Source organism: Candidatus Ulvibacter alkanivorans, assembly GCF_003333325.1.
GTDB classification, from domain to species: Bacteria; Bacteroidota; Bacteroidia; order Flavobacteriales; family Flavobacteriaceae; genus Ulvibacter_A; species Ulvibacter_A alkanivorans.
Window position 1 is genome coordinate 1 of record NZ_QOLC01000058.1, and the last position, 6,701, is coordinate 6,701.

The 6,701-nt window shown below is 35.6% G+C and carries 6 protein-coding genes; 2 read left to right on the forward strand and 4 right to left on the reverse strand.

Annotation, left to right across the window (positions count from 1 at the left end; genetic code table 11):
- Window positions 1–155: 155 nt before the first annotated feature.
- On the forward strand, window positions 156–923 hold the full coding sequence (locus tag DWA30_RS04495) for a DUF6577 family protein (RefSeq protein WP_114491349.1): 768 nt from the start codon (window positions 156–158) through the stop codon (window positions 921–923).
- Window positions 916–2,019: a nucleotidyl transferase AbiEii/AbiGii toxin family protein gene (locus DWA30_RS04500; protein ID WP_114491350.1), complete on the forward strand. Its 1,104-nt coding sequence runs from the start codon at window positions 916–918 to the stop codon at window positions 2,017–2,019. The genes DWA30_RS04495 and DWA30_RS04500 overlap by 8 nt, the downstream gene beginning before the upstream one ends.
- Before the next feature lie 126 nt (window positions 2,020–2,145).
- Here DWA30_RS04500 and DWA30_RS04505 read toward each other — a convergent pair whose 3' ends face one another.
- The 4 genes from DWA30_RS04505 to DWA30_RS04520 all read right to left on the reverse strand — a co-directional run bounded on the left by DWA30_RS04505 (window position 2,146) and on the right by DWA30_RS04520 (window position 6,665).
- Window positions 2,146–2,970, reverse strand: coding sequence for an RteC domain-containing protein (locus tag DWA30_RS04505; RefSeq protein WP_114491351.1), 825 nt, complete (start codon window positions 2,968–2,970; stop codon window positions 2,146–2,148).
- A 62-nt stretch (window positions 2,971–3,032) separates the two neighbouring features.
- Window positions 3,033–4,250: an MFS transporter gene (locus DWA30_RS04510; protein WP_114491352.1), complete on the reverse strand. Its 1,218-nt coding sequence runs from the start codon at window positions 4,248–4,250 to the stop codon at window positions 3,033–3,035.
- The gene (locus DWA30_RS04515) at window positions 4,251–6,353 is read right to left on the reverse strand and encodes a copper-translocating P-type ATPase (protein WP_114491353.1); all 2,103 of its coding nucleotides are present in this window, start codon (window positions 6,351–6,353) and stop codon (window positions 4,251–4,253) included.
- 18 nt (window positions 6,354–6,371) lie between these two features.
- Window positions 6,372–6,665 carry a hypothetical protein gene (locus DWA30_RS04520; protein ID WP_015266947.1) on the reverse strand — a complete coding sequence of 98 codons (294 nt, stop codon included), beginning with the start codon at window positions 6,663–6,665 and terminating at the stop codon, window positions 6,372–6,374.
- Window positions 6,666–6,701: the final 36 nt, after the last annotated feature.

Below are 6,701 nucleotides of genomic sequence, written 5' to 3' on the forward strand. Positions count from 1 at the left end.
TAATATATGTATTTGCTATTATCATATACTAAGTTTGTCTGAATTTAGATAGGTTTAATTTCCAATTATTACCACTTAATCTATATAGTGGCAAAAATTTGTTTTCAAATATTCGCCACTTTTTTGTATTTTTGGCAAAGTTTTGATTTTTAACTATGCCAAAGATTATTGAAAATAAACTGATACAAGCTTTCAAAGACCGTAGTTCTTTTGATAGGGATGCGCTATATAACTTCTATCTGGATTTTGAACCGGACCTAAAGGAAAGCACCTTTAGTTGGCGAATCTATGACCTAAAGAAAAAAGATATCATCAAAACCATTGGTCGTGGACTTTATGTTATTTCCTATAAACCTAAATATAAACCTCTTCTATCAGATAGTGCGTTCAAGATAGCCCGTAAAACCAATGAGCGTTTTGAAGACATAAAATATGCCATTTGGGAAACCCAATGGCTCAATGAGTTTTCTCAGCACCAGACGTCAAATCAAATGATTGTCGTTGAAGTAGAAAAAGAATTTGTAGACTCACTCTATTACTACCTAAATGATAATCTAAGAATGGATTTTTTCCTAAATCCAGATGAAAAGGAAATTCAATTCTATATTTCAGAAAGTAACGTGCCAGTTATCATTAAACGTTTGGTGACAAGGGCACCCATTCAAAAAATAAAAAATAAAAAAACGGTAGTGCCCATTGCAACTCTTGAAAAGATTATGGTGGACCTGTTTGCAGATGAAAATCTGCTACATTTTTACCAAGGTTCTGAAATGGTAAACATCTACGAGAAAATAATTGATAGATATAGCATCAATTTTACAAAGTTGTTCAGCTATGCCAAGCGACGCAAAAAAGAACAGGAAATAAAGCAGTTTATAAGCAACAACATTCCAAATTTCTTAGAAGATATTCATTATGATTAACAACAAAAGTTTTGAAAAGGAATGGCTGAATGGCTTCCGTGCAAAAAAGGAACATAAGGGAATCGATGTAACCATTCTGGAAAAAATGGTTCACGCACTATCATTACTCGAACATTTAAAAGTTTCAGGACTCGATTTTGTTTTCAAAGGGGGAACATCACTTGTGCTTTTGCTAAAAGAAGGGAACCGATTTTCTATTGATATCGATATTATTTCGAGCGTTGAGCGTGATAAATTAGAAGAAATTTTGGATGCAGTTGTAGCCAATTCACATTTCAAAAAGCACGTGCTTAATGAGCATAGAAGCTATAAGGAAGGTGTTCCAAAGGCACATTACACCTTTGAGTTCGAGTCGGTATATAATCCAAACGTTCCTGGAACCATTCTATTGGATATCCTTTTTGACAGTCCGCACTATCCAGAACTTATAGAATCGCCCATTGAAACACCTTGGCTTTCCATTGATGGAACTGCTACAACAATTACTACGCCTTCGGTAAACGCTATTTGTGGCGATAAGCTAACAGCTTTTGCACCAGATACCATAGGCATACCATTCTACAAAGGCGACCAGTTATTTGCAATGGAAATCTGCAAGCAATTGTTCGACTTGGGAAAACTTTTTGAAAATATTACTGATGTAGCAATGGTAAAGAAAAGTTTTTCAGCTTTCGCGAAAGCAGAACTATCCTATCGAAGTTCGGACAAGGATTTTAGTAAAAGGAAACTCAATGAAAAGGATGTGCTATGGGATTCCATAAATACCTGTGCTATTATGGCAAGACGAGAACGTAACCCAACTGCTGAAAAGAAAAAGAAATTTGCAGATTTAAGCTCTGGCATACGAAGCTTTGGTAGCGCATTTTTAATGACAGGGAACTTTAGGATTGAAGAAGCATTGGCAGCTTCGGCCAAAGTAGCCTATTTGAATGCTATTATTCTACAAAAAGAAGATGTTGAAATAGAATATTATGAGAATCAGGATACAAAGGAATTGGTTATTAAAAATCCGGATTGGGCCTTTTTGAACAGATTAAAACGCCAACCCGATAAATCTATATTTTATTATTGGTACAAGGCGGTAGAACTATTGTAAATTAATGTGAATGGAATTAAAGTATATTATAGAAATCTGTGTCGCTATCGACATCGCAATTTTGGGTATAGCATATCCTATTATCGTGGATAAAATATCCAATATAGGTCACAAGTTTTCATCAAACTATCTGGCTAATGCTTTTGAAAATGAATTTCCGCAGACAAAACTTTTTGGGATATTTCCCGGAAGGTCAAGAAGAATAACAGTATTTGAATGGGTTTTGTTCTTTACAATCAGCTCGTTTATATTCTTAATATTAGACCGTGAACCACTTTTTATTGCCCCAGATGCTTGTAAGGCATAAATCAATTCGATAAGGTCTGTTTTCGACGCTGTCCAGCCTAATCTTTCGCCATTGGAAAGAGTATTTAGTTTATTTGGAATGCCATAGGATAATCCTCTCAAATTATTCAATTCCTCAGAGTAATGACTAATTAATAGGTCATATGCCATAATTTTAGCAATCGCATTATCGTGGCTTGTGGAAAATTCAGCATCCGTGTAAAAATGAGAGGTGTTTGAGACCAAACTGATTTTGTCCTTACCTCTTAGAAAATAAAATTCATCCAAAAGCTCAGAACCCTCTCTGTAGTATTTGATGAAATCTATATTACGTCTATTACTTTCTTGTAGTCTGTTTATTTCAGAATCGATAAAATCCTGTTGAGATTTTATGGTTCCAGCAGGTCTGTTTATTAAGAAATTATAGAGTTTTGCATAAAACTTTAATCTACTGTAGACATAGGGTTTATGTTTTTTAAAGAAAATAATTTCGTTCTGTTTATCAACGAATTCATTTTCCCGAACACATATCCGTAGTTGTTGTAAGTATTGCCTGGAAATGGAAATTCCTTTTTCTACATTATTGAAATCATCTAAATTAGATTCTTCAACTACTTTTATTTCTTCTTTATAATTTTCTAAAATTGTTTGAATAAGTTTATGCACAATAGATTTGGGGCTTATTGGTTAGATTATTTTTTTAAGAATTTGTAATAATTCAGTATTCTTTAAATAGGTGGTTTTTTTAGAAAAATGAGAAAACCAATAGCAACTAAAATAATGCTTCCTGCAATTAGAAATGGATAATAAAAACCACCGGTAACCAACCAAGTTCCTAAAATGGGACCTAAAATCTGACCGATACTGTTTGTTGAACTTTGTATTGAAATATTTCGACCTGTATTTGTTTTGGATAACAAGGATACCGCAGACAGCAAATTAGGTGTAACCATAGCACCACCAGCAGCAAACACCACAATTAAACCGTACACAACAAATTCATTTTTGAAAAAAGGAAAGACAATTAATGAAATTCCTGAAATGAATAACCCAAAGCCGATTTGCTTTTTAGTAGATAGAATCTTTTCCCCATAACTGGCAAATACAGGCTGCAAAACAGCCATTATTGAACCACACAGCATAAAACCAATACCAACCTGATTGCTGTTAAACCCTAATTCGTCTTTACCGTAGATTGAAAAAACAGTTTCAAACAAGGTCACTACAAATTGGATAACAAATGACAAGGCCAATAGAATAAGGAAATATTGGCTGAACGAGAAGTGAAAACTGAATTTTTGAGTTGTAAATTTATGGATGCGAACGGAATTTTTTAACCATTTTACAACAATGACTAACACAATAAAACCTAATAATGCAGCAAATAGAAACGGCGTGGAAAATCTACCTAAATGTAGTTGACCAATTGCATACTCAAAATGAAGGTCTGATTGCGAAAGAAAGCCACCGATAACGGGTCCAAAAATAACCCCTGAACTAATGGCTACACCAGACCAGGCCATTATCTTCGTTCTACGTTTTTCTGAAGTAATATCACTTAAATATGCGTTGCTGACAGGAATAACTGATGAAGTAAATATGCCGCCAAAAATCCGAGCGATATATAGCATCGTTAGTGATGTTGCAAGCCCAGTTAGCAATTGCATTATTACAAAGCCAATCAAACCAATAATAATGACGGGTTTACGACCATATCTGTCAGATAACTTTCCCCAAACGACAACAAAAATTAATTGAAATAGTGGATAAATGCTGGTAAGCAACCCAATATGGAAGTTGATTAAATCGGTGTCGAGATTGTCTTTTAAAGCTAATCTTTCGGTATAGTAGGGAAGGGTTGGCAATAAAATACCATAACCCAACATCACTACAAATAAACTCAACAGGATTAAAGATATCCTGTTGAGTTTTTCTTTTCTTTCCATCTATTTTTTACCGATTTTTCGCTTTAATAATTGCGCATTAATAGCTACTATAATCGTACTTAAACTCATAAATACCGCACCAACCGCAGGACCTAAAACAAAGCCTGAAGAATATAATACACCGGCTGCTAAAGGAATAGCCACGACATTGTATCCCGTAGCCCAAATCAAATTCTGAATCATTTTATTGTAGGTCGCTTTTCCAAATAAAATTAGGTTGGCAATATCCTGTGGGTTACTGTTGACCAGAATAATATCGGCAGTTTCAGCTGCTACATCTGTACCTGAGCCTACTGCAATTCCTACATCGGCTTTTGCGAGCGCGGGCGCATCATTTACACCATCACCCGTCATAGCTACAAAATCACCTTTGCTCTGTAACTCTTCTACAATTTCAACTTTTTGATGTGGCAATACCTCGGCGTAGTAACCATCCAATCCAAGTTTTTCACTCACAGCTTTAGCGGTTTTTTCATTATCACCAGTTGCCATTAGAACTTTAATGTTATTCTTTTTAAATATTTTGATTGCCTCGGCAGATTCTGGTCTTATTTCATCAGCAAGGGCGATGTAACCGGCCAATTTTCCATCAATTAAAACAAATACTACAGTTTCCGCTGCATCGCTGTAAGCATCTTCAGGAATAGTAATTTTCTCATCTCTTAGATAGCCTGGACTTACTACCTTAACTTGTTTGCCTTCCACATTTGCCTCTACACCTTTACCAGTAATAGCATTGAAGTTTTCTGGGCTAGGGATAGTAATATTATCTTCTTTTACTTTTTTGATAATACCAACTGCAATAGGGTGTTCTGAGCTTTGTTCCAATGCACTTGAAAGTCTTAAAATTTCCTCTGTTGAATAAGTCTCGTTAACAGACTCAATTCGAGTGACACCAAAATCACCCTTGGTTAGTGTTCCTGTTTTATCAAAAAGCAAAGCTGAAATTTTTCTGGACTCTTCAAACGCAGTTCTATTTCGGATAAGCAATCCATTTTGAGCAGATACTGCCGTAGAAATTGCAACCACCAGGGGAATGGCAAGCCCTAATGCGTGTGGACAAGCAATTACCATAACAGTAACCATTCTTTCTAAAGCATAGACAAATGGAAAGCCTAAAATCAGCCATACTGCTAATGTTCCAAAACCAATAGCCAAAGCGATATAGGTTAGCCATTTTGCAGCCCTATCTGATAGGTTTTGCATCTTCGATTTGGTTTTTTGCGCTTCCTCGACCATCTTAATGACCTTGTTTAGATAGCTGTCTTTTCCAGTATGTTCAACTTTTACTTTTAAGGTGCTATTGCCATTTACAGAACCACCAATAACCTTATCGCCTTCATCTTTTTTTACAGGTTTAGATTCGCCTGTGAGCATAGATTCATTTAGGTAACTGGTTCCGTCTACTATTATTCCGTCAGCTGGAACTTTTTCACCTGGTTTTACCAAAATCACATCATCCTTCAGTAAATCTTCGAGAGGGATGTCTTCTATGGTGTCACCTTTTACTCTGTGCGCTTCTGCAGGCATCATACTCACCAATAACTGTAAGGCTTTTGAAGCACCTAAAACACTTTTCATTTCTATCCAATGGCCAAGCAACATTATGGCTATAAGTGTTGATAGTTCCCAGAAAAAGTCTTCACCTCTTAAGCCAAATACAGTAGCTGTACTATAAAAATAAGCTACGGAAATTGCCATAGAAATCAAGGTCATCATTCCTGGTGCACCTTTTTTGACTTCAGACCAAAACCCTTTTAAAAATGGCCAACCACCATAAAAATATACAACAGTGGAAAGTGCAAAAAGGATGTATGGATTTCCTGGAAGTAAAAATTCATAACCAAAAAATTCTTGAATCATTGGTGAGAAGAACAATATAGGGATGGTAAGCACGAGTGTTACCCAAAACCGTTTTCTAAAGTCTGCAATCATCATTTTATGATGGTCGTGACCCATTTGACCGTGACCCGGATTGTGACCCGAATGGTCCCCACCTTTGTGGTTCATTTTAGAATGGTCTACTTTTTTGTGTTTCATCTTCGAATGGTCCATTTTAGAATGGTCCATTTCATCGTGATTGTGGTGTTCGTGATTTTCCATTATTGTCTTGTTTAAGTGTTATCGTAATTTTTTTCTCATAGCTTCCGAAATGTTTTCGGCATAGACGCCATAGGCATCTACCAAAAGTCCTTTAATCCCATTTTTTGATGAAATAGCATAAAGCACACTGTTATCGTCGGTACTGCTCATACCCTCAAAACGATGCATCTCGTCAACATTAAAATCTTCTGGGTGTATTTCAATTTTTAGTGAGGCACACTCCAAACATTCTGGTTTTAGGTTAAAATCGTATGTATAACCTTTTCGCTGTAAATCGTTTATTGCTTCTGAAAGGGTGTCGTAATTGTTCATTTTTATTTTATTTATAAGTCATTGTAAAATAACTAT

Coding starts and splice junctions, on each gene's coding strand:
- DWA30_RS04495 (WP_114491349.1), top strand. CDS start 156: ATGCCAAAGATTATTGAAAATAAACTGATACAAGCTTTCAAAGACCGT.
- DWA30_RS04500 (WP_114491350.1), top strand. CDS start 916: ATGATTAACAACAAAAGTTTTGAAAAGGAATGGCTGAATGGCTTCCGT.
- DWA30_RS04520 (WP_015266947.1), bottom strand. CDS start 6,665: ATGAACAATTACGACACCCTTTCAGAAGCAATAAACGATTTACAGCGA.
- DWA30_RS04515 (WP_114491353.1), bottom strand. CDS start 6,353: ATGGAAAATCACGAACACCACAATCACGATGAAATGGACCATTCTAAA.
- DWA30_RS04510 (WP_114491352.1), bottom strand. CDS start 4,250: ATGGAAAGAAAAGAAAAACTCAACAGGATATCTTTAATCCTGTTGAGT.